The organism is Lysinibacillus sp. FSL R7-0073 (assembly GCF_038009065.1).
In the GTDB taxonomy this organism is placed as follows: Bacteria; Bacillota; Bacilli; order Bacillales_A; family Planococcaceae; genus Lysinibacillus; species Lysinibacillus fusiformis.
Genome location: NZ_JBBPAS010000001.1, coordinates 4,487,053 through 4,509,302 on the forward strand (window position 1 = coordinate 4,487,053; position 22,250 = coordinate 4,509,302).

Annotated in this window: 24 protein-coding genes; 8 read left to right on the top strand and 16 right to left on the bottom strand. The window is 37.8% G+C overall.

Annotation, left to right across the window (positions count from 1 at the left end; translation table 11 throughout):
• Positions 1-361 precede the first annotated feature (361 nt).
• The gene (locus MKY88_RS22550) at positions 362-751 is read left to right on the top strand and encodes a RidA family protein (RefSeq protein ID WP_328205013.1); all 390 of its coding nucleotides are present in this window, start codon (positions 362-364) and stop codon (positions 749-751) included.
• A gap of 93 nt (positions 752-844) precedes the next feature.
• Here MKY88_RS22550 and MKY88_RS22555 read toward each other — a convergent pair whose 3' ends face one another.
• Entirely contained in the window at positions 845-2,245 is a 1,401-nt protein-coding gene (locus MKY88_RS22555) for an amino acid permease (RefSeq protein WP_340814738.1), read from the bottom strand.
• A gap of 273 nt (positions 2,246-2,518) precedes the next feature.
• Positions 2,519-3,100: a TetR/AcrR family transcriptional regulator gene (locus MKY88_RS22560; protein ID WP_258269376.1), complete on the bottom strand. Its 582-nt coding sequence runs from the start codon at positions 3,098-3,100 to the stop codon at positions 2,519-2,521.
• Positions 3,101-3,350: 250 nt separating this feature from the next.
• Between MKY88_RS22560 and MKY88_RS22565 the strand changes: the two genes are divergently transcribed.
• From MKY88_RS22565 to MKY88_RS22575, 3 genes are read left to right on the top strand one after another with little or no spacing between them, the layout of a single operon-like run.
• On the top strand, positions 3,351-4,568 hold the full coding sequence (locus MKY88_RS22565; protein WP_328205021.1) for an MFS transporter: 1,218 nt from the start codon (positions 3,351-3,353) through the stop codon (positions 4,566-4,568).
• 20 nt (positions 4,569-4,588) lie between these two features.
• Positions 4,589-5,662, top strand: a complete 1,074-nt coding sequence (locus tag MKY88_RS22570; protein WP_258269374.1) for an LLM class flavin-dependent oxidoreductase — start codon at positions 4,589-4,591, stop codon at positions 5,660-5,662.
• Positions 5,663-5,691: 29 nt separating this feature from the next.
• The gene (locus tag MKY88_RS22575; RefSeq protein ID WP_258269372.1) at positions 5,692-6,636 is read left to right on the top strand and encodes an alpha/beta hydrolase; all 945 of its coding nucleotides are present in this window, start codon (positions 5,692-5,694) and stop codon (positions 6,634-6,636) included.
• Positions 6,637-6,705: 69 nt separating this feature from the next.
• On the opposite strand, the gene MKY88_RS22580 is transcribed toward MKY88_RS22575, so the two are convergent.
• From MKY88_RS22580 to MKY88_RS22605, 6 genes are all read right to left on the bottom strand, one after another.
• Complete coding sequence (locus MKY88_RS22580; RefSeq protein ID WP_328205025.1) at positions 6,706-7,314, bottom strand: flavin reductase family protein; 609 nt, start codon at positions 7,312-7,314, stop codon at positions 6,706-6,708.
• A 14-nt stretch (positions 7,315-7,328) separates the two neighbouring features.
• Positions 7,329-8,267 (bottom strand): ring-cleaving dioxygenase, encoded by a 939-nt coding sequence (locus MKY88_RS22585; protein WP_340814739.1) that lies wholly within the window; start codon positions 8,265-8,267, stop codon positions 7,329-7,331.
• Between the two features lie 75 nt (positions 8,268-8,342).
• Positions 8,343-8,936: an NADPH-dependent FMN reductase gene (locus MKY88_RS22590; protein WP_340814740.1), complete on the bottom strand. Its 594-nt coding sequence runs from the start codon at positions 8,934-8,936 to the stop codon at positions 8,343-8,345.
• Positions 8,937-9,075: 139 nt separating this feature from the next.
• The gene (locus MKY88_RS22595; protein WP_083244755.1) at positions 9,076-9,420 is read right to left on the bottom strand and encodes a YunG family protein; all 345 of its coding nucleotides are present in this window, start codon (positions 9,418-9,420) and stop codon (positions 9,076-9,078) included.
• 10 nt (positions 9,421-9,430) lie between these two features.
• Positions 9,431-9,955, bottom strand: a complete 525-nt coding sequence (locus MKY88_RS22600) for a GNAT family N-acetyltransferase (protein WP_328205029.1) — start codon at positions 9,953-9,955, stop codon at positions 9,431-9,433.
• Positions 9,956-9,969: 14 nt separating this feature from the next.
• Entirely contained in the window at positions 9,970-10,389 is a 420-nt protein-coding gene (locus MKY88_RS22605) for an Lrp/AsnC family transcriptional regulator (protein ID WP_340814741.1), read from the bottom strand.
• 106 nt (positions 10,390-10,495) lie between these two features.
• Here MKY88_RS22605 and MKY88_RS22610 point away from each other — a divergent pair, with 106 nt between their 5' ends.
• Positions 10,496-10,900: a carboxymuconolactone decarboxylase family protein gene (locus tag MKY88_RS22610; protein ID WP_291753991.1), complete on the top strand. Its 405-nt coding sequence runs from the start codon at positions 10,496-10,498 to the stop codon at positions 10,898-10,900.
• 54 nt (positions 10,901-10,954) lie between these two features.
• On the opposite strand, the gene MKY88_RS22615 is transcribed toward MKY88_RS22610, so the two are convergent.
• Both MKY88_RS22615 and MKY88_RS22620 read right to left on the bottom strand, forming a co-directional pair.
• A complete protein-coding gene (locus MKY88_RS22615; RefSeq protein ID WP_193833377.1) occupies positions 10,955-11,377 on the bottom strand; it encodes an Rrf2 family transcriptional regulator in 423 nt (140 codons plus the stop codon).
• A 106-nt stretch (positions 11,378-11,483) separates the two neighbouring features.
• Positions 11,484-12,011: a cupin domain-containing protein gene (locus MKY88_RS22620; protein WP_328205035.1), complete on the bottom strand. Its 528-nt coding sequence runs from the start codon at positions 12,009-12,011 to the stop codon at positions 11,484-11,486.
• Between the two features lie 123 nt (positions 12,012-12,134).
• Here MKY88_RS22620 and MKY88_RS22625 point away from each other — a divergent pair, with 123 nt between their 5' ends.
• On the top strand, positions 12,135-12,593 hold the full coding sequence (locus MKY88_RS22625; RefSeq protein ID WP_340814742.1) for an SMI1/KNR4 family protein: 459 nt from the start codon (positions 12,135-12,137) through the stop codon (positions 12,591-12,593).
• Between the two features lie 15 nt (positions 12,594-12,608).
• On the opposite strand, the gene MKY88_RS22630 is transcribed toward MKY88_RS22625, so the two are convergent.
• From MKY88_RS22630 to MKY88_RS22640, 3 genes are all read right to left on the bottom strand, one after another.
• The gene (locus tag MKY88_RS22630; RefSeq protein ID WP_340814743.1) at positions 12,609-13,727 is read right to left on the bottom strand and encodes a serine hydrolase; all 1,119 of its coding nucleotides are present in this window, start codon (positions 13,725-13,727) and stop codon (positions 12,609-12,611) included.
• A 459-nt stretch (positions 13,728-14,186) separates the two neighbouring features.
• Positions 14,187-14,630 carry an SRPBCC family protein gene (locus MKY88_RS22635; RefSeq protein WP_340814744.1) on the bottom strand — a complete coding sequence of 148 codons (444 nt, stop codon included), beginning with the start codon at positions 14,628-14,630 and terminating at the stop codon, positions 14,187-14,189.
• A gap of 124 nt (positions 14,631-14,754) precedes the next feature.
• Positions 14,755-16,203 (bottom strand): Msr family ABC-F type ribosomal protection protein, encoded by a 1,449-nt coding sequence (locus tag MKY88_RS22640; RefSeq protein ID WP_340814745.1) that lies wholly within the window; start codon positions 16,201-16,203, stop codon positions 14,755-14,757.
• 549 nt (positions 16,204-16,752) lie between these two features.
• Between MKY88_RS22640 and MKY88_RS22645 the strand changes: the two genes are divergently transcribed.
• The gene (locus MKY88_RS22645; protein WP_025113579.1) at positions 16,753-17,592 is read left to right on the top strand and encodes a YitT family protein; all 840 of its coding nucleotides are present in this window, start codon (positions 16,753-16,755) and stop codon (positions 17,590-17,592) included.
• Between the two features lie 47 nt (positions 17,593-17,639).
• Here the strand turns inward: MKY88_RS22645 and MKY88_RS22650 are convergent, their stop codons facing one another.
• The gene (locus MKY88_RS22650) at positions 17,640-18,545 is read right to left on the bottom strand and encodes a D-alanine--D-alanine ligase (protein ID WP_340814746.1); all 906 of its coding nucleotides are present in this window, start codon (positions 18,543-18,545) and stop codon (positions 17,640-17,642) included.
• Positions 18,546-18,549: 4 nt separating this feature from the next.
• Positions 18,550-20,019, bottom strand: a complete 1,470-nt coding sequence (gene pdxR, locus MKY88_RS22655) for a MocR-like pyridoxine biosynthesis transcription factor PdxR (protein WP_258269357.1) — start codon at positions 20,017-20,019, stop codon at positions 18,550-18,552.
• Positions 20,020-20,419: 400 nt separating this feature from the next.
• Between pdxR and MKY88_RS22660 the strand changes: the two genes are divergently transcribed.
• A complete protein-coding gene (locus MKY88_RS22660; protein WP_328205048.1) occupies positions 20,420-20,959 on the top strand; it encodes a M20/M25/M40 family metallo-hydrolase in 540 nt (179 codons plus the stop codon).
• A gap of 221 nt (positions 20,960-21,180) precedes the next feature.
• On the opposite strand, the gene MKY88_RS22665 is transcribed toward MKY88_RS22660, so the two are convergent.
• On the bottom strand, positions 21,181-21,750 hold the full coding sequence (locus MKY88_RS22665; RefSeq protein ID WP_069483006.1) for a hypothetical protein: 570 nt from the start codon (positions 21,748-21,750) through the stop codon (positions 21,181-21,183).
• Positions 21,751-22,250 lie beyond the last annotated feature (500 nt).

Genomic DNA, 22,250 nt, shown 5'->3' on the forward strand with positions numbered 1-22,250 from the left:
ACATTAATTTACATCAATACGCATCATTCTTATGTAAAAATTTCCCTCTTATTTAATGAGTATAGCCATCCACCTTCAAATTAAGACGAAATTCATGTTTCTTTAGAAGTATCTGTATAAAACCTAAGGGTGTGAAGTGAATTGTATGTCTAGTCAAATTAAAAAGTTAATACTTTTATCTATTTTGAATGCTTTATCAGCGTATAAGCCTATATTTTATGAATCTATTATAACTCTTTGAATCGACATATCCAATTTGAAAGTTCATTTATAATGGTATTTGTATTACTTTTATCTATGATTACTCTATGCTATTTTAATGGAGAGATGAAAATGAATAATAGAAAAGGAGACTGATTCAATGAAAATTAGTAGAAATCCTGAAAACATTCATCTACCTGTTGCCCCTTATGTACATCAGATCGAAGTTACAGGAACAAACAGATGGTTAACATTATCCGGACAAATTGGCATGGAGATTGATGGGTCAATACCTGAAGATCCGGTCGCCCAATTGAAGATAGCACTAGATAATATTCGGAAAAATCTTGATCATGCCAATATGGATATTCAAGATATTACAAAGCTCGTGTTTTATTTGGTAGGCGATATGGAGGCTAAACAACGAAAAGAAATAATCAATGATTTTTTACAAGGACATCTTCCATGTACAACCTTACTGTATGTAGTGGCACTGGCTGCTCCGGCCATAAAGGTTGAAATTGATGCTTGGGCTTGTAAAGAAGTATAGATTTATTTTATGTAGAGCTTTATAAATATGTGATTTGAATTTAACCATAGAAAATCCCCCTCTAGATGCACTAAAGGGGGATGGAATCTTTCATTATTGCTTTTCATGGGTAGAGCCAATTTTTGCATGTTTGTATCCATACAATATATAAATAACCAACCCAATTAGCAACCAAATGAAAAAGCGTAGAATCGTAAATAATGGCAGACTAAAGATTAATGCAAGTGAACCTCCTACACCAACGATTCCTACCATCCATATAGCTGGTACTTTAAACGCTCGTGGTTGATCTGGTCGTGTGTAACGAAGAACAATAACACTGATTGTCGTTAAGGCAAATGCCGTTAAGCCTCCGATATTCGCAAACTCAGCTAATTCTCCAATGGATAAGAATCCTGATAACAGAATACCTGTTAGTACAATAATAATAGTTGATAGGACAGGAACCCCTGTCTTTTTATTAGTTTGAGCAATACGCTCAGGAAGAAGTCCATCACGGCTCATGGCAAAGAGTACACGAGTAGCACTTGTTGTATTTGCAATCATTGTAGCAAGCAATCCAAAGATAACTGCAACCGCGACAATAGCACCTCCCCATTGAATACCTACAGATTGCAGTGCGAACACCGTAGGATTTGGAACATCTAAATCAGGAAATGGTACAATTCCTGTCAAAATTGCTGCCACAAGAGCATAAATAAGTGTTAAAACACTCAAGCCACCAATCAAAGCTTTTGGTATTGTTTTTTGTGGATTTTTTACTTCTTCAAGCACTGTTGTCACACCGTCAAAACCTGTAAAGGCAAAGAATACTAACGCTGCTCCAGCCATGACACCTGACCATCCAAATGGTGTAAATGGTGACCAGTTTACAGGATTAACATGGAAGGTACCAATAACCAGGAATAAGATTATCGCTGCAACCTTCGCAATCGTAAATAATGTATTCGAACGCCCCACATTCTTAATCCCACTAAACGCAATCCAGGCCACAATAAGCCAACCAATTACAGCTGGTAGATTAACAATCCCTCCATGAGCTATATCCTTTGTAAGAACCTCTGGTAAATGAATGCCTACAGATTGTAAAAATGAATCTACGTAACCGCTCCAGCCAACTGCAACTGTACTCGCTATAACCGTAAATTCTAATAATAAATCCCACCCAATCATCCATGCAATAATTTCACCTAATGCAATATAGGAGTAGGTATAGGCGCTCCCGGCGACGGGGGTCATTGCAGCAAATTCCACATAGGCTAGTCCAACTGCAATTGTCACAATCCCACCAATTAAGAAAGAAACAATTACCCCTGGGCCTGCATGTAAGGCAGCTGTTGTTCCAGGTAGTACAAATATTCCTGCCCCAATTGTCGCTCCTAGAACATAAAGCATTAATTGCCATGATCCCAGCTCACGTTTAAGTTTAAAGCGTTCTACCTCAGTTATTTTGTTAGCTTGTTCAATCGATTTTGTTCGTAAAAAACTCGCCATACTAGCCCCCCTTTTTCAACAGAAAGATTAATCTATCATTTTTATACATTTTTAATAATAATTAGTATATTATATATTTTTCTAAATATAGTCAACAATTAGATTATTATAATAATTCATTTTTCCTAGAATAATTTGTCCTTCACAAAAAATCAATCAAAATTATTATTCATTTTCTTTTATCATAAAAAATCCCACCAAAAAACCCTTTAAATTATTATTTTTAAAGGGTTACATGGACATTCATATTTTATTCTTTACTAGTTTAAAATTTTATTTAAGTAATGTCAGAGTCGTGGCTATTGCATTATCAACGAATGAACGCTGTGGCTGTGATTTCATCATAACGGTTAATCCAATTAACGATACAATGAATGCCTGCGCAAGTGATTTTGCATCCGTGTCAGCCTCAAGCTCACCCGTTTGGACTCCTCTCTCAATGGTCTCCTGAAAAATAACTGCTAAATAAAGTTGATGCTCCCTCGTTAAAATCTCAAATCTCTCGTCATGAGGAGCGAGTTCAACCATTGTATTAATACAAAAACAGCCGTTACTAAGATCTTTCATATACTCAGCTTGAATCACTTCTTCAAAAAAAGTTGCAAATGCCTGCTTTACAGAAACATGACTTTGAAGTCTAGCTCGTATATTAGCTGCTCTAGATGTCGTATATCTACGCAGTGCCGCTTCAAATAGCTCCTTTTTATCACCAAAGGTTGAATAAATACTAGGACGTTGAATGCCCATTCTCGCAGTAAGATCACTTAAAGAAGTAGCTTCATATCCCTTCTCCCAAAATAACTGCATGGCAGCCTCTAAAACTTTTTCCTCATCAAATTCACGGGTTCTTGCCATAAAAATCACCTCCATTGTATAAGTGTTCGTCATTTGAATATATTTAAAAATTAAAATACCAAACAGTATGTAATCATTGTATATCCAGCTGGTCCCATTGTCAATTTTACTCTATTTCCAGTAAGAAGGTAAAAACAAATACCAAACAAATACTTGACACGGTCAATAACAGTAAGATATATTTACCAATAATTATATTGTACCGTTCGGTACGTTATAATGATATTCTAAATGGAATGGAGGAAATAAGATGGAAGAAGAGCTCAAGCAAGAATGGGATGCACCTGCGATAAATCTAACGCCTTCCATACCTCGTGCTGTCACATTATTATTCGCAACAGCTTGTGGAATGTCAGTCGCCAATATTTATTTCGCTCAGCCGCTGCTTGATCAACTGTCTATTGCGTTTACTATTGATCCGTCGATTATTGGTGTTGTCATTACAATCACGCAAATCTTTTACGGGTTAGGCCTATTACTTCTAGTGCCACTTGGGGACTTACTTAACCAGCGACGTTTGATTATCGGACAGATGCTATTATCCACAACGGCTCTAGTTATAGTCGGTACCGCTTCTTATAGCATAGTTCTTTTCACAGGTATGGCTTTAGTAGGTTTACTTGCCGTTGTGACACAAACGCTTGTAGCATTTGCAGCAACCATCGCTTCCCCAACAGAGCGTGGTCGCGTCGTTGGGATTATCACGAGCGGAATCGTCATAGGCATACTGCTCGCTCGTACCTTCGCAGGACTATTAACTGACCTTGCGGGATGGCGTACTGTCTATCTAGTCTCTGCTGCCGTAATGCTCATAATGGTTTGTTTGTTTCTAAAAGTGTTACCTACAGTAGAGCGCGAAGTAAAATCACTCCCCTACCATCAACTCATTAGATCTGTGTTCACATTATTAAAACAAGAACGAACACTACGTATCCGTGCCGTTCTAGCCATGCTAATTTTTGCTGATTTCAGTATTTTGTGGACATCACTTGTTCTTCCACTTAGTGCACCACCGTTGGCCCTTTCACATAGCGTAATTGGTGCTTTTGGTCTTGTTGGAGTGGCCGGCGCGTTGGCTGCGGCCCGGGCAGGGAAATTGGCTGATCGAGGATACGCACAAAGAACAACAGGTATAGCATTAGCGCTATTACTAATTTCTTGGTTGTTTATTAGCTATCTAGAACAATCGTTATTTGCGTTAATTGTAGGGATCGTATTGCTAGATTTAGCTGTACAGGCCGTACATGTTACGAATCAGGCGCTAATTCTTCCATTACGTACAGAGGCAAGAAGTCGACTTACTGCTGGATATATGATTTTTTATTCCATCGGCAGTGCAAGTGGCTCCATTGCTTCTACGCAAATATATGCACACTTTGGCTGGGAAGGGGTCTCTTTCCTCGGAGCTTCAATTAGTGCTATAGCAATTCTTTTTTGGGCAACGACTTTACGATTTACAAAACATTAAATTGACAAGGAGAATGACAAATGGAAATAGGAATTACCTCTTTTGTAGAAACAAAACCAGATGTTCATAATGGGGAAGTGATTAGTCATGCCCAACGCTTACGTGAAGTGGTTGAAGAAATCATTCTTGCCGATCAAGTAGGACTGGATGTATTTGGGGTTGGCGAGCATCATCGAGAAGACTATGCTGCATCTTCTCCAGCAATGGTGCTAGCCGCTGCTGCTTCACAAACGGAAAAAATTCGACTTACAAGCGCGGTGACTGTCCTTTCTTCAGCTGACCCGGTTCGCGTCTATCAAGATTTTTCTACTTTGGACGGACTTTCAAATGGGCGTGCGGAAATTATGGCAGGTCGTGGGTCATTCATCGAATCTTTCCCTTTATTTGGCTACGATTTAAATGACTATGATGAACTATTTGAAGAGCATTTAGATTTATTACTTAAAATTCGTGAGGAAGAAAAAGTAGTGTGGGAAGGGAAGCATCGACCAGCGATCAATAATTTAGGTGTGTATCCAAGACCTGTTCAAAAGTCCTTACCAATTTGGGTTGGTAGTGGAGGAAATCAACAATCAGCCATTCGGGCAGGAATTTTAGGATTACCCCTTATGCTAGCAATCATTGGTGGCAGTCCTATGCAGTTTGCTCCAATCGTACAACTTTATAAAAAAGCTGCTGCTCATGCAGGTCATGATTTATCTAAGCTTCGGGTAGGCTCCCATTCGATAGGTTTTGTTGGCCCGAATAACGAGTGGGCAGCAGATACATTTTTCCCATCTACACAGGCAGGCATGAATAAACTGGGCAAAGAACGGGGTTGGCCGTATTATGATCGTTCTAGCTATGATGCTGCACGTAGTTTTGAAGGAGCATTATATGTCGGTGATTCAGAGACAGTTGCTCAGAAAATTATTCATCTTCGTAAACATGTAGGGATCACACGATTTATGTTATACGTACCTTTAAGTACAATGCCACATGATCAAGTCATGCAAGCTATAGAACTTCTAGGAACCGAAGTGGCTCCTCGTGTGCGTGAAGAAGTTGCCCAATGGGAGGCGGAAATGGCTGTAGCAGGACATCCATTTATTTAAAAATTCATTACTTTACAGGGAGAATTTATATGACAATCAATGACCGAATCTTACCAGAATTAAGACAGGCTTACTCACAATTTCCGGGCTTTCGTCTGGAGGAAGATTTAGCGTGGAGTCGCAGCCTCTTAGTCCAGCCACCATTAGAAAAGTCAAAACTTGTGCACACGACGAATTGCATGATTCCTAGAGGAGATGGAGGTGAAATGCTAGTAAAAATATATGAACCTGTTAAACGGAACCATGACAAACTTCCTGCTATGCTTTGGATTCATGGTGGTGGTTTTGTGATGGGACATCCTGATATGGATGACCTTCTATGTGAACGTTTTGTTCAGACCGCTAACTGCGTTGTCGTATCAGTTGATTATCGACTTGCCCCCGAGCATCCCTATCCAGCTGCGATTGAAGATTGCTATGCAGGGTTAGTATGGATGACAACTGAAGCTCCTAAGCTAGGCATTGATAGTAAAAGGGTGGCAATTGCCGGTGCAAGTGGAGGGGGAGGGTTAACAGCAGCTCTCGCATTAATGGCTCGTGATAAAGGAGGACCCGCGATTATATTCCAGATGCCACTGTATCCAATGCTTGATAACCGAAATGAAACGCCTTCTAGCTATGAAATTACTGACAGTCACGCAACATGGAATAGAACAAATAATTTGACCGCTTGGCGTATGTACTTAGGGGAGGAACAGGACACCCATGAACTTTCTCCATATGCGGTTCCTTCAAGAGCAGATAACTTAGCAGGACTACCTCCTACCTACACGTGTATAGGCCAACTTGATTTATTCAGAGATGAAACCCTCGACTATGTAGCACGACTTGCTCAAGCAGGAGTAGCTGTTGAGATGAATCTCTATCCTGGTAGCTTTCATTGCTTTGAAGTCTTTGTGCCGGATGCTGAAATTAGTCAGCGCGCTAGTCAAAATTATTTAGATGCCATGGCCCGTGCGCTCAACGGCAGATGAGGATGTCGCCAAATCAAAAAAATGCGAAAATGTTGAGTTCTCAACATTTCGCATTCATTTAAGTAGATTCTATAAGGGACGTTCTAGCTCAAAAATATCGCCAATTTTAGCATAGTTTGACCCGGCAAGCCTACTAACCGCCTGTAATTTTCTTGGATCGATACGTCCATCATGATAGATTGTTTCATCTACATGAAATTGAACAACTTCTCCAATAAATAAATCACCAGTCTGCTCCTCCCCATTCATCAAAGGAATGGATTGTACTAAGCAACACTCCATACGAACCTTTGCCTCTTGGATGCCAGGAACCACTATTTGCTTACTATCCACTAAAGTGAAGTTTGTTCGTGTCAGTTCACTTTCTGTAACTGGCAGGGATGCTGCGGTCTCATTCACCTGCTCTACATTACTCTCATCCACAATATGAACTACAAATTGTTGCTGATGATAGATATGCTGAGCTGTATCTTTCAAACGACCATTTGGTCTCTGGATGGCTAAAGAAATCATCGGTGGGTTAGAAGACACGATATTAAAATAACTAAATGGTGCCCCATTGATTATTCCTTGCTCAGATTTTGTTGTTACAAACGCAATTGGTCTTGGAATAATACTTCCAATTAATAATTTATAGTTTTCACGCTCTGAATTTTTTGTAGGATCAATCGAAATCAAGCGACTCACCCCTCTTAATCAAGCTCACGGACTTCAATCGGAATTAGTGTTCTTTCTAATTGCTCTCGTTGTTGCTCATATTGAGATGGTAACATTAATTGGCTTCCCATCGTCTCCATTGTTTCATCATGAGCAAATCCCGGAGGATCCGTAGCAATTTCAAATAAAACTTCACCAGGTTCACGGAAATAAATCGCATTAAAATAATTACGATCTTTGACTTCCGTTACATGTTGTCCATGATTCATAACATACTCTTGCCATTCTAAATGATCCGTATTATCTTGAGCTCTCCATGCAATATGGTGAACCGTTCCTACACCCATTTGTCCACGTTGGCCTACAACCATTTTTAAATCAACTGTATTGCCAATCTCCGCATTAGATTTAAAACGAGTATAGTCACCCTCTGTCGCTACTCTTTCAAGACCCATTACCTCTGTTAAAACTTTTGCAGTTTCTTCAGGGTGGCTAGAATATAAAGTAGCTCCACCAAATCCTTTAATGGCAACCTCTGGCGTTACTTCTCCAAATGTCCAGTTATTTAATTCGCCTGCAGCACGCGCAACGAGTTCAATATGCAGACCATGCGGGTCATCGAACTGAATGACTTGCTCACCAAAGCGTTCAGCTTTTTGGAAAGGAATTGAAAATTTTGCTAAACGATTAATCCAAAATGGTAGTGCCCCCTCTGGTACAACATACGTTGTGACACCAACTTGACCGTCACCAATACGCCCTTGATATGCATTGGCCCAAGGGAAGAACGTAATGATTGTTCCAGGTTTCCCACCTGCATCACCGAAATATAAATGATATGTGCCAGGATCATCGAAGTTTACAGTTTGTTTCACTAAACGCAAGCCTAATACACCTGCATAAAAATCAATATTCTCTTGTGGGTGGCCTACAATAGCTGTGATATGGTGAATACCTGCTGTATGTTTTTTCATGTTAACATGCCCTTTCCTGTCTAATTTTTCTCTCCCACACTTTATCCAACTTCGTCCTATTTCAAACCGGCAAGCTTAACGAATTGTGTATAAAGCTTTTGACCATGGGATTACTTGATCTAACATTTGATTGACTGAATCTGTTTGTACAGCTTGTGGTTTAAAGTCTGAACCATTTTCAAAATCTGTGAATAATGATAATGCAGGGTGAACACGTACATCTGCGATTAAAAGCTCACCCATGATGCCACGTAAATGTTCTGCTGCACGAGCACCACCTACAGAACCATATGAAACGATGCCTGCTGCTTTGTTATTCCACTCAACACGTAAATAATCTAGTGCATTTTTTAGAGCGCCTGTAATAGAGTGATTGTATTCTTGTACGATGAACACAAATCCATCTTGTTTAGCGATAATTTCAGACCAAGCCTGTGCACCTGAAGCATCTTGCCCTGGCTCTCCTAATAATGGCAATTTATAATCAGCGATATCAATCACTGTATAGTTTGCATCGCCTCGTTGATCTGCAATTTCCTTTACCCATTGTGCTACCTGAGGACTTACACGTCCCTCACGTGTTGATCCAATAATAATACCGATATTTAATTCTGCCATTGTTTGTTCCTCCTCTTTTTTTGAAGAAAATAATTTATTCCAAAAACCCATTATTGTACCTCCTTACGAAAGTTAAAGGTTTGAATTCGTTTATCTTGAATTTATTTATCTTGAATTCGAGATAATAATAACACGCCACTTTCCTAATCGTCAACACCTTTGTTTTACTAATTTAAAAAAGCAAAGGAATCTATCCCTCTGCCCTTGCTAAATGTCTATTAACTTGTGATTTTAAACAGCTATATTGAGCATTATTTGTATCCTGATAAGCCTCTGCCCTATTCGAATCAATGTCTTGATAATCAATTTCAGATGAAAATTGCTCTTTCGTAAAATCCATTCTCTCTCCATTTATTACATTATAAAAGTGCCAGCCCTCATCCAAACTTGTTTTCCTAATTTCCCCGCCAAGAATATCTTGCACCACTAGAGAAGTAACACCACATTGCCCTTTTGCAGGGTTTTCAACGCTCCATTTAGAACTTGATTGAGCCGACCAAGATTGCCTTAAAGCATTTAACACATTTTTCTTCATACATGTCTCCTTAAAATGGAACGTCATCTATATTAATAGGCGTTGGATTTCCTAGAACCCAATCTTCTTTAATAGCACCATAGACAATACTATCGGTCACTGTGCCATCTTCATTTTCCCAAGCATTTCGTAAATAGCCTTCCTTCACAAAACCAGCTTTGCTAAAACATTTCCGCATTCCTATATTATCAACTCTTGTATAGCCTTCAATACGAATCTTACCCTTTACCTCAAATAGATACTCTTGTAACCATCGAAGTGCCATTACGCCATATCCTTTTCCGCTACAATTTGCATGTAAGCGGATATCAAACAGTGGGATGGTGTCACTGATATCATGTATAAAGATAATTCCTACTCTTTCTCCATTTTCCAGTAACCAATGTGTTTCACAATCATTCTCATAATATCCCTCCGCGAACGCTGCTCGAACGGTCTCTTCTTTTATATGCTGATTGGTGTGGTAAATCCATATATTTTGAGTTAGTAAATGGACTAAAGCATCTATTTCACCCGTAAATAATTTGATTTCCATAAAGATCTCCTTTTTTATAAGTCCTCACATATATCAGAAAAAATAAAATTACTTTTTGTATGTGCATATAGCTGTAATTCATCAATAAATTGCTCTACATCAGGAAAAGATTGAAAATGAGCCTTTAATAAGAAACAAGTTTCTCCCGATATTCGATAGCAAAAATCTACGTTTGTAAATGTCAGGATATGTTCTTTAAAATCTGCATAGCGATTATTTTTAATTGTTGCCTCAATTATAGCTTCAATGGGAAAGCCTAGCGCCTTTGTATTAATGTCTAACGTATATTTTCTTATGATTTGCTTTTCCTCTAAATGTCGTACCCTTTCACGAACTGCAGGGGCCGATAAATGTACTCTCCTGCCTAGCTCACTCATAGAAATTCGGCTATCTTTTTTCAATTCTTTTAGTATTTTTTCATTAATGAAATCCATTATAGAAAATTCCCTTCATTTTAAAAGAGAAAGAAAATATTTCCCTTCGAATTGGTATGTTAACATCGCCATTCATATTTTACACTAATTATAGGAGGGAAGATTAATGACACTCATTCATCTATATGACAAGGGCTTAACACCATTTCAACAACTACTAGGCTATAACGAGGGAATACAGTCGCATTGGTTACAACTAGGGGAAGCAGTCGAAAAGGACGGTCATTTATCTGCACATTTAAAAGAAGAGGTCCGAAAAACATTGGCACAAAAAAATGGTTGTCAATATTGTCAGGCGAAAGGTGTACCTGACCCTCAACATTACGATGAGAAAACAGCGGTATGTACAGGTTTTGCTGAAGCATTCTTAGTCACTAAAGGGCATACCGCACCCAATGTCACCGCTGTCTTAAAAGAATATTTAACAGAGGCTGAAATCAGTGAACTACTGGCATTTATTTGTTTCACAACCGCACAGCAATACTTTGGGGCTCTTATGCAATTGAAATAACAACAGAACTAGAGTCCCCTAGTTCTTATCCGTCCATTTCAACATTCTATCCGCCTACTTCATTTTTTTATCGATTTCATGAGCAATATCAATAATCAATTTCTTACTAAGCTCTTCTTTCATATTGTTCTCAGCATCCACCATTACTTGCTCAATGAGACAACCTTCGTTATGAAAGGAATCCTCGTGGTCAGAGGAACAGCTGAATAATGTGGTTTGTCCCTCGATTGCGTAAATCACATCTAAAAAGGAAACTTCTTGAGGGCGCTTCGAAATACGATAACCTCCATTGACACCTGGATTCGATTCGATTAAACCCGCCTTTACAAGCTTTGTTAAAATTTTGGAAAGATAGGTTGGAGATAGTTTCTGCATGTCAGCTAGTGTCTCAACATTCATTGATTTTCCTTTAGGTGTATTCGTCAAAAACACCATTGTATGTAACGCATAGTTTGTTGCCTTTGAATATTTCATCATTCATTACCTTCTTTCATTAATTAAGGACCTTTATTATCTGTAATTAAAAAACATTCTACCATATAACGAGAAAAAAGCATGTTTAATTAAACACGCTTTTTTTCTTTTAATTTTCTTGACCATAGCCCGCTTCTTCAGCCTCTGCATCTACCTTCGTCACATGAATAGTCCCAGGTGGATGATTGGGTGGCGCATAAATCGTGTAGAGCTTTAATGGTTCATTTCCTATATTCGTAATATTATGCCATGTCCCTGCGGGCACCATGATGGCCGTATCTTCAGAAACATTTCTTTGAAAGTTTAAATAATCCTTAGTCGGTCCCATTTGGGCAACTCCCTTACCCTCTTCAATACAAATGAATTGATCGACATGGGGATGCACTTCTAAGCCAATATCATCTCCTACATTGATGCTCATCACAGTTACTTGTAAGTTTGACCCTGTCCATAAAGCTTTGCGGTAATTTTTGTTTTGCTTTGTAACGTCCTCTATGTCCACAACGAATGGCTCTGGTCCATAATCTCTCCGCATATTACTTCTGGTTCCCTGTTCTAGCTGTGTTGGATAAGCCCAATAAACAGGCTGGTAGCCGTAATTATACACGGGGTAATTATGATAATAAGGGTAATGCATTGACCTCAATCCTCTCACATATTATAAATGTATAGTATGCAGACGGTTGAAGGAATGTACAAAAGCTACCTCAACTACAAGGGCGCTCTTTAGATGTCATTATGAAAAAGTGAGGTTTTTTTGATGTATGAGAATATAGTAAAAAAGCTAGCTCATACCACATCGATTAAGTGGCATCCTGGATGCAATGTAAAAGATAGCTGGATAACCGAAGCAGAATTAGAGCTAGGGTTTCAATTACCGCCCTCTTATTGCTGGTGGTTAATGAATTATGGCAATGCCCGACTAATTGGAGGAAACATCCTGACGGTCAGTCAACCTGAATACAGAGATATCGACGATAGCGACATTCTCTATATTCACCGTCTGAACTTGGCCGATGAAGATTGGTACAGAAAATATCCAAATAGATTGGACTTATTTGTCCCAGACGCAGATGAGCTTTATTTCTTCGATTTATCCGCAAAAGATGAAGATGGGGAGTTTCCCGTCATGTGTTATGACTTAATGAATAACATGATTTATGAGTATGCACCTACATTCTCCGATTTTCTTGAAAGATTACTTGATGAACATAGATAATTTTTAGGCGATTCATCACTCAGATAATTCCCTTTGAAGACGCACCCTAAATTTCTCGTCTGTAAGAAATTTTAATTGAAAACTATTCATACTAGTAGATAATTTAATTTGTTCCATTGTTTTTAAGTCGTTAGCAAAAAAGGCTATCTCCGTCTGATTCCCTTCTTTATCTTCCGCATAGGCGGCTAGTGTCAATACAAAGGCTGTTGACCCTCCTTTTTGACCTGCATGTGTAAGCCATCCTTGATTTCTAGGGTTTTGCATCAATTGTTCCATCACAGGATCTAAGTATTTATGTACATCTTCTGTAAAGTAATTTTTACTATTCAACTTTTCTAAAATAGAAATGTAGTCACTAGTAGAAGCCCTTATTAAACGATCAGACCAAACCCTTTGAACATCCAAATTGAGTATTTTTATTGCCTGAGCTTTCTCCTCTTTTGTTAAAGGTTTTTCTAGCCAATTCTCATGAATAGCCAATGCCCGTTCTCGATATTCAGCCATCCCCATATCTTTTAAAGCCGCTAGTGTTTCTTTTTTCGTTAGACTCTTTTCATCTCGCAATTGAATGGGGATATAGAGAGCACTTGCGATTGGATACAGAAGTTCATGACCTTTTACATCCAGTTGAGTGAGAACCTCATTAATATTTTGAAGCCCTAGTACATGCATTAAATAATCTGTATTTGCATTAGAACTATAAGTAATCATTCCCTTTGCAACCTCGCTCAGCGGCACACTTCCCTTGCCATTGAGGTTTAACTGCGCTAGCCACGCTTCATGTGCGCCACCATCTGTTTTTGGGATATAAAATGTCTCTAATTCCCTTAAGCGAACTTGTTGCTGAGGATTGATATGTCCATCTGCGGCTTGTTGCGCATATGCGATAGCGACGATTATTTTAACCGTACTGGCTAAAGGCAGTGGTTCCTTTGTATGTTGCTCTACCCAGCTTAGGCGATTATATTGTATCGCTACGGAAACATTTTTATTGCCCTTATTCTCTTTCATAAATTGCACAATATATTCAGGGTCGTCTTTCTTGACTTCTTTTTGGATTTTCCAAAATACAATGCCTATGACAAACCCTGTACATACTAAAAGGCCACCAGTTAGCCAAACCCACTTTTTCATACCAATTCCTCCTTTATGTTGTAGATGAATGCTTTAATCAGACCGCTATTGCCCTATTTATAGCTTCAGGTGGCATGACTTCTACAACTAGGCAGACGAAATTTCTAAATTGGTTCGAAGCAAATTTGTAGCCGTAATGTCAATTCTCCCCCATCCTTCACCCCCGAAGGTAAGAAAAGGATGTTCAGCAAAGCATTGATGAATTTAGTCATCGATTTTTCTTCAGAAATAAAACGAATGCTAATGAAGCCAAAAAGAATAAACTTAGATAAACACTCGATAAATGAGCCAAATATTGAATGTAATAATGAGTATCCATTATTGTACTTTGTTGAAGCATTAAATTAGAAACAATCGTCGGACTAAATAACGAAATAACAGTGATCAAAATGATACAAAATGAAAAAATTCGTTTATCCAAAAAATCACCTCAAAAATAGGTCATCCAATCATACTACTCTAATGAATTAATGAAGCTCTTAAAGTTTTTATGCCATTTTCTAAGTATCCTTTGAGACAGGTTAATGTATAAATCCAGCCTTCTTTTTGGCCCATCATTTTCGTCACAATTTCCAGATCATGTGCGTTCAGTCCTGATTCCACTACCTCAATGATTGTCTCACCTTGATATTCCTCAAGAGTCATAGTAACAATCGTCACTTCACCATGCTCTTCTCCCCAAGAAAATACAATTTTTTTGTTAGTCTCTATTTCAAGTACTGAGATAATTCCTTCTGCGCTATACTCCTCGTATCTCAATGTAATCCTCTTCCCCTCTGCCCATCTTTCAGAGCTACTAGAAAACCAATAATGTCCGATTTCAGTAGGAGAAATAATGGCTTCAAAAACTTTATGAGCTGGCTGCTTGATTTTTAATTTAGTCGTCACATCCGTATTCAACATCGATCATCACCTTTTCATAGTGTCTATCTATCACATTCGCCAAATTTTCCCTCTTCCCTCTCTTTTATTAAAACTTTAATAAAAAAATGCGATTCCTCCTAATGGTAGAATCGCATTTTCACAGTTAAAATATCTTATTATTTTTTATTGTGAATTGTATGTCTGCTACATTTTCAATAAAGTTTTCATCATGTGTCACGAAGATTATGGTTCCCTCATAAGCCGCTATAAATTGCTCTAACGCCTCTAATGCTTGAATATCTAAGAAGTTAGTTGGCTCATCTAATAACAGTATATTATAGTTTCCCAAAAACAGATAACACAGTTGAAGGCGTATCGCTTCACCACCACTTAAAGAGTTCACACCCTTTTGTATATCAGTTCCTACAAACTGCATGGAACTTAGAACGCTTCGTAAAAAGCCTTCATCGTAATCTGAGCGATTTTTTAAAAATTGGAGGACCGTTTCCTCACTTTTAAATTGGTAGCCCATTTGATGAAAATAGCCTATTTTGGCCTTAGGGGAAATGGTTAACCCCTCCCCATTAGTTGCAATATGTCGCAGTAAGGTACTTTTTCCACAACCGTTACTACCTGCAAGTGCAATTTTTTTACCTAATGGTATTTGAAAGCTTACGACATCCAATAGGACTTTTCCTGGAACGTGTAAAGTGAATTGATCTGCCATAATCGGAAATTTATTGTGTAGTTCCAAGGCTTTCGATTGTCGGAAAACTATTTTTCTGTCTACCTGCACCGCATCTACTTTCTTAAGCTTCTCTATTCGCTGTTCTATTGCCTTGGCTGCCCGTTGTACGTTTTTTTGGCTTGTACCTTTGGACTTTGTCATAAACATGCGATTCGGCTTTGCATGAGCTTCTCTTTTTGACATGTTACCTGCTTGGGTAATTTTTTCAGCCTTTTTCATTTTATCTTCGGCAGCTTGTTCAAGACGACTTCTTTCTTTCAAGTATAAGTCATGCGCCTGGCGTTGTTGATCTTGCTCCAGCTGCTTTTGCCAAGCATAATTACTATAATTGCCAGAATAAATGTTTACTGTGCCACCATCAATCTCCCAAATTGTTGTGACCAAATTATCCAGAACCGCACGATCATGGCTAATTAGTACCAGCGCACCATAGTAATAACGCAATTCATCCACTAGAAATGAAATACCCTCTTGATCTAAATGTGTTGTTGGCTCATCAATGAGCAGCGCCTCCTCATAGAAAGAAAATAATTGAGCTAACTTTAATCTCGTTTGCTCCCCACCACTTAGTCCTTCAGAATTTGCTGGAATAGCTAATTTCCCTAATAACTGTGCCTCTGCCTCTACAGACGTTGGTGCTTCCATTTGTTCAAAATAGCCGAAATGTACATGACTATTTACCATCCCACTTGTCGGCTGAACCTTGCTAGCAAGTAACTTCATTAATGTACTTTTTCCAGCGCCATTTTTCCCAACGATACCGATTCGATCGAATTGATGAATGGCTAATTTTTCAATGTTTAAAATCTCTTTATCTAAATAATTTACAATTACGTGTTCTAATTCAAAGCAAACTTTTTCCATATGACTACCTCCCGAAATTAACTCATTTCGTATCGATAGCTATGGTACCGATACGAGCCTCTAGTTAAAGCTCGTATCAAAAGAATAATAGCATATGCATGATCTATTCCTCCTTATGGATAAAACAAAAAATCACAGACAAATTGCCTGTGATCCAAGTAACTAGGATATATTAGAGAATAAGCAGCTTCTTTAAATAAAGGCGTGAGCTGTTCTCTTTCTTGCGCAATTGAAGATGATTAAAAAAGGACAGACTATCCCGTATACTCTGGCTTCACAAACAGAGTTTTTGACCCTATTCAGTTATTGGTTCAAAACGGTGCAACGTAGTCTCATAGAATATGTCATTTTTTAATAATCCTCCTTAAAAGTATTATGATTATTATAAATATTTATTCTAATTAGTCAAGGTCTTCTTAGTCTAAAGACATACAAAAAAAGGTCGATATATCCTAAATGAATATTACAAAAAAAGTATATCATTTGGTGAAAACCTGATATAGTATGGATTTAAGAAAAAATCTAATTTGATATGGTGGTGTTATGTGAATGAAAAAATACGTAATAGATATTTTAATGATTATGCTTGGATCACTGCTTTTTGCCCTAGCAGTTAACTTATTTGTTATTCCAAATGATTTGGGTGAAGGTGGCGTAACGGGCTTAACGATTATAGCCTATTATCTTTTCGGATGGTCTCCAAGTATTGTCAGCTTTATTATGAATGCGGCTTTACTACTAGTTGGCTATAAATTTCTAAATAGACAAACAACAATTTATACGATCATTGCGGTCTCATTCCATTCTTTATTTTTACATTTAACAGAATCTTGGTCGATTTCCTCAAATGAAATTATCGTAAATACGATTTTTGGTGGAGTATTTGCTGGGGTCGGTATTGGTTTGATTATTAGAGTCGGTGGTACAACGGCAGGTTCTACGATTTTAGCTAGAATCACCAACAAGTACCTTGGCTGGAGTATTAGCTACGGACTTTTATTCTTTGATTTAATCGTTGCTTTTTCATCTTATTTTATCATCGGAGCAGAGGCATTAATGTTAACAATAATCATGCTTTATGTTGGTACTAAGGTGATGGAGTTCGTTATCGAAGGGGTTAATCCTAAAAAAGCAGTTACGATCATCTCTAAAAAACCAGAAGACATTGCTGGACAGGTAACTGCTTATATGAACCGCGGGGTTACGGTACTTTCCGGTCATGGCTATTATACAAAGGAACAAAAAGAAATTTTGTATATCGTCATTAGTAAGCAAGAAGTTGTAAAGCTCAAAAAAATTGTCAAAGAAGTCGACAAAGATGCCTTTATTGCCATTCATGATGTAAGAGATGTTTTTGGAGAAGGCTTTATTGAATTAGCCAAATCTTAAGATAGTCAAAACACCTTTTGTAGGAAAACAAAAGGTGTTTTTTCTATTTACCTATTATCAATCTGTAAGGAGCTATCAATAATGCTATCCAATAAGGCAGAATAGCTAATTCCTGCAGCAAGGGCACTTTTTGGTAGCAGGCTATTTTGGGTCATGCCAGGTAATGTATTAACCTCCAACACATAAGGAACGCCCTCCTTAATTAACATATCTACTCTAGCATACACACTACATTTTAAAGACTTATAGCTTGTCATAGCAGCCTTTGCCACACGGTCATTAATCGCAAGTGGGAGTTCCACAGGCTCCTCTATTGTAGAAGCATCATCATATTTCGCCTGGTAGTCAAAAAATACTGCCGTATGTTTGATTGAAAGGACTGGCAATAGCTTATCATTGAGGATTGGGCATGTAATTTCGTCACCAATCATGTACTGCTCAATAATGATTTCGTTATCCCACTTCAATACCTCTGCAACAGCCGTCAATAAGGCATTTCGATCATGGACAATTTGAACACCTACACTAGAGCCACCAGCATTTGGTTTAACGACCAGCGGATAACCCATCAGCTCTATGTCCTGTAATGGCAGCTCCTCACCCTTTACGAGATGCATCCAATCTGGTGTGGCGATCCCTTCATAGCGCAGTATTTTCTTGGCCATATTTTTATCCATGCACAAACTACTTGCTAGAAGACCACTTCCTGTATAAGGAATACCCAATGTTTCTAATACACCCTGAATCGTGCCATCCTCTCCAAACTTACCGTGCAGTGCTAATAAAGCTACATCAATACCTTGGACTTTTTCTATTACCTCTTGATGGTCTTCCATTACTATTTCAACAACATCGTATTTTTGTTTATTTAAATGAGCAACCATTTCCTTCCCTGTCATAATCGAAACCTGCTTTTCAGAGGAGGTACCGCCCATAATTACGCCAACTTTCATCTTTTCAACCCCTTCTATCATTTCTTAATGTATCCCCAATAATTTGAATACCCCGGACAATATCTTCTTCTGATAAACGGGAAAACCCTAGGCGAAATGTGTTTTTACCAAGACCATTTGTATAAAATACATCTCCTGGATAGAACACCACACCTTCGTCATAACATTTTTCTAATAATCTGCGAGCATCTATGCCCTCTTCTAGTTCAATAAATAGATGCAGTCCTCCATCCCCTCTGATTTTGCAAAATGGAATGTACTCCATGCAGGCTTGACGAGCAAGCTCATACTTTTTCTTATAAACAGATCTTGCTTTCTTTAAATATTTTTCAAAATAACCATCCTGTAAATATTGATATAACACTGCCTGATCCAGTGTCGATGTATGAATTGTCCGCGCTCTTTTCATGCTTTCTAGGCTAGCAATTAGCTCCTTATCTGCTAAAATCCAGCCAACACGTAAGCCTGGGAAAAGGATTTTAGAAAAGCTGCCAATATAGACAATGTTATTACCTGAACCACTAAATGCAATTAGTGGTGCCAAATGAGAGCTGGAATACCTTAATTCCTCATTAAAGCCATCTTCTACGATAGGTATTTGATAGTTGGAAAAAAGCTGAAAAATAGCATTCCTCTTCTCAGAGGAGGTGACAATTCCAGTTGGATTATGATAGGACGGGATGAGATAGGCAAAATCAAAATCCATTTTGGCTAATGTTTTTTCTACCTGCCCCATATCAATGCCATCATCGCTCATATCAACGCCATGAATTTCTAGCCCATGTAAACGAAAAAGCTTCAATGCTGCGTGATGTGTAGGATTTTCACATAGAACACGCCCAGACTTTTTAGCTATTGAGGATAATAAAATATCGAGTCCCTCCGTAAAACCGTTAGTGATTAAAATATCTTTATTAGAAATATCTACACCCTTCATTTCCATATAGCGAAGGAGATAATCAATTAAAGGTTTATACCCTTTTGCATAGCCATAATTCAAGACAATATCGCCTTCAAGGGACATACGTGTAAGAAAAGCCCGTTTGAAATTTTCAACATCAAAAAGCTTTTCTTCCGGAGCAATACTAGTAAAGGAGATCATCCCTTTTTGCCACTGAATATCTTGTCGTACTAAATCGATTTCATCTGCTAACAAAGTTGCTGTATTCAGCCTATTTTTCCAGTCAAGTTCGATAGGGGACGTTTTCAAAGTAGTAACCTTTCCTACAAAGTTCCCTTTTCCTTTCACTGCATAAATGATGCCGTCCTGCTCTAGCTCAGCATATGCATTCAGCACTGTATTTCTGCTAACTGCTAATAGCTTACTAAGTTCACGCGTAGATGGAAGCTTTTGATGTTCTAACAGATGCCCTTTGACAATCATATCTTGAACATAATCCTTCAATTGCACATAAACAGGACGATCATCCACCATCTTAAAATCATTAAACAATCCCTGACCCCCTTGCTTCATTCTTGCATAACGAGAGTGAACTCAAAAGGTCCACTCATTATGTAATTTCCTATTGTAGTGGTTGTTCTTCTTTCTATCTTATTTCAAAATTATTATACGTATCAAACGTGATGAAGATCGTTCACAATATTAACTATGTGCCACACTACGATAAGGGTCATAATAATTTATTTAAGCTCGAACTGTTATAAGGAAATCGAGGTTCAACAAACATTTATCCATTGTCCATCGGGTCAACAAGGGGCGGATAATGAAACAGGTAAATACGCCAATTTCATTGCAAAGTAATCGACCCCACTATTGCCAAAGGGTACAATAATAATTTAGAGGTGGTTCATGACCAATTTGTCTTATGAGAAGGACAGTACCACTTCCAATTCCAGATGAAAGAGTGATTGTCATGATTAATGGAGGTAGACTCTTACAACATCTTCAAGACTTAAGCCAAATCGGCTGCAATGAAGCAACAGGTGGGATTAATCGCTTCTCCTTTACACCAGTAGAAAAACAGGCTATTGAGCTAGTGACCATTTATATGGAACAGGCTGGCATGAAAGTAACGGTTGACGCTGTTGGAAATCTCATTGGTACTTATGGTGAAGGCGATGAAACCATTATGCTAGGCTCACACATTGATACAGTACCAGAAGGCGGCAAATATGATGGAGCATTAGGGGTATTGGCAGCTATTGAAGTCGTAAATAGTATGTATGAGCAACAAATACTACCCTCTAAAAAGATACAAGTTGTCGCTTTTAAGGATGAGGAGGGAACGAGATTTGGCTTTGGGCTACTTGGTAGTAGTGCGATGGCCGGGCTTTTAACGGAGGGACAATTACAGCACACAGATGAGGCTGGCATTTCCATTGAAGAAGCTATGAAGGAATTCCAATTGTCGCCATATCCTTTAAGTTATGACACCAAAGAAACTTGGGGATAAAAAAATAATTCTGTTATTTACTTTAAGTTATGAAACCGATATGAGTGATTATGACCCCCTGAGTTTCAAACGTCTTTCCCTCAACGAGCTCTGAGAAAAAACACCTATCACCTTTTCCTTATGTTCTTTCTTTACATTTAATATAAATTTAAGACCAAGGCTGATTTAAATAACAGCCTTGGTCTTTTCCGTATATCTTATTCATATGGTGTTATTTCGATTTATGGCTTTTCACATGCAAAATTATATCCACCAATTCTTTCAGCTTCTGCTGCACTAGTTTGTCCTTTTAAACCAGATTTATCTCTTGAGTCAATTATTGGGTTTCCGCCCTGAGCGAAGCATTTATTCATATAATTCATTTTTTCTTTATGTGTAAGATATCGATCCCAGAAAAAATATCCAACAAATGAAACAAAACCAATCCCCGCAAGCCACGCTATAACGGCAAATCCTTGAACTTCACCATTTTCATCTTCTTTATAAATTATGTTGCCATCATAATTTTCCATGTCTATACCTAATGTTAAAAGTTTGTTATTAACTTCTTCAGGAGTTAGTGATTCTATGGAAGATTCATAATAATTTAATTCTTCATCTGTGAAATTATATTCTTCTTTAGCAGCCTCTTCATCAAACTCTAATTTTTTTGTATCAAAGTTATATAATACTGATTCGGCTAAAGCACTTTCTTTACTTGCTATTTCATTGGCATGTACAAAACTTGGTGAAACTGTAGATACAATCAATGCTAGTATCAAACCGCAAATAAAAACGTTAAACTTTTTCATCCTAATTCTCCTTTTGTGTTTTTTGTAAAATAATACATTTATGTATAATTAAATGCATTATTCACTTAATTATACATAATAACCAAAAGAATGTAGAATATATAATATAGAAAGTGAGGTGTATTGTTTGTATTTCTCGAATATGCAATTGTTAATGTTGATATTTGCTTTTATTATTGTGATTTTAAGCTTCATTAAGGTTTATCAAATAAAAAAAGAGTATTTGATTAAGCATAGGGAACTAGAAGTGGAATTGGAGAAAGTCGAATTAGAAAGACAAAAAATAAAAGCTGGGAATATAAATAGCAAAATCTGATGGAGTTACTTTTGGTAGGAGGATTTGTTTTTAGTTTTATGCAATATTTATACATGATGCAGCTAGCAGTTGAATTGAAAAACGCTGTCAAATCAACAATGTATAAAATTCTGTATGCAAAATAAAAAGTGATTCAATCAAAAAAATCAGTAATGACAAGGGTTTGACCTTTTTCATTACTGCC